Origin of the sequence: Streptococcus sp. DD11 (assembly GCF_001578865.1) — a bacterium.
Lineage (GTDB): Bacteria > Bacillota > Bacilli > Lactobacillales > Streptococcaceae > Streptococcus > Streptococcus panodentis.
Genome location: NZ_KQ969392.1, coordinates 319,816 through 321,211 on the forward strand (window position 1 = coordinate 319,816; position 1,396 = coordinate 321,211).

The following is a 1,396-nucleotide window of genomic DNA, read 5'->3' on the forward strand; positions in this document are numbered from 1 at the left end:
TCAAAAACCGCCCGGATGGCCGCAATGCTGACCGCAGCGGACGACCCCATCCCCCTCTTCTCAGGGACCATGGACTCCACCTGACAGCGAATCTCAGCTCCCTGCCGGCCCAGATGTTCCAGACAGGCAAAGACAGCCATGGACAGCGTGTCCTCGGCATAGAGGGTCCAGGCCCGATCAGAAGGCAGCACCCGGCAGGTAACTTCGATGTTATTGAGGGGCAGGGCCAGGGCCGGATAGCCATAGACCACCGAGTGCTCGCCCATTAAAATAATTTTACTGTGTGCCTTGCCGACACCGATTGCTTTTGTCATCATCTTCTCTTATCTGTAGATTCTCTCTATCTTATTTTAATATACTTTGGCCAAAAAAGCGATTTTTAATAGAGAAAATCACTGGGACCAGAGACCGATATTGATATCGGTGAGCATGAGAAAACTCCTGGCCTTGCAGCCGGAGCCCCTTACAGTTCCCTTCTTATCATCTCCATCACTTCATTGCGATCCAAGATCCATTGGGCCCGCTCGTCTTTTTCATAGGTCCGGTTGGAGAGGAAAACAGCCGCCTTCTGCTCTGTCCGATTGTACATGATAAAGGTGCCCGTGTAGCCGGTATGGTCCAGCCAGCAGCCCTCCAGATTCCAGGCCAGACTGCGGGTCTTGCCGGGGTTCAAGGCAAAATTTTGACTCAGCTTTTCCGCAAAATCATCCTGCAGATAATGCTCCAGAAAGATTTCCAGATCCCTGACGGTCGAAAAGAGGCCAGCGCTGCCGGCATGCCGGCCCAGGACACGCGCCTTGGGGTCGTGCACCAGACCTCCCTTGACTCCTCTTACCGTCGGCACTGCTGCTGGTACAGGTCCAAAGCCCGTCTCCGCCATCCCCCAAGGCTGGAAAATCTGACTCCGGAAAATCTGGTTCAGGGGCCGACCATAGACTTCCTCCAGCAGAAAGCCCAAAAGCAGAAAATTCACATCTGTATAGCGGAAGGTCTTATCTTCAAGCACTGTCAGATGATGGAGCGCCGCTTTCAACTCGGCAGCTGTCAGCTGATCACGATTGGGAATAAAAGGATCCAGCCCCGAAGTGTGGGTCAGCAGCTGCCTGACTGTCACCCGCTCATCATGGAAGGCCGGGTAATAAGCACGTAGCGGCCGGTCAATATCCAGCCGCCCTTCATCAGTCAAAAAGGCCGCCAGAGTCCCGACTCCGACCACCTTGCTGACACTGGCCAGATCATAGACCAAGTCCTCCTGAACAGGCCTGCCTTTCTCCGGATCAGCCAGACCAAAGCAGTGCTCCTGCCACTGACCGTCACTGTAGAGAGCCAGACTGGCCCCGGGTAAACGTACCTGCTGCCAGCTGTTCTTTGATTTGTCAAGAATGCCGTCTACAGT

The 1,396-nt window shown here is 54.3% G+C and carries 1 protein-coding gene and 1 pseudogene; both read right to left on the reverse strand.

Features of this window, described 5'->3' with window-relative positions:
* Nucleotides 1–314 (reverse strand): annotated as a pseudogene (locus STRDD11_RS14060) (mevalonate kinase); the annotation flags it as partial.
* A 149-nt stretch (nucleotides 315–463) separates the two neighbouring features.
* Nucleotides 464–1,396 (reverse strand): serine hydrolase domain-containing protein (locus STRDD11_RS01485; RefSeq protein WP_346962585.1); only part of this gene is annotated, 933 nt, incomplete at its 5' end.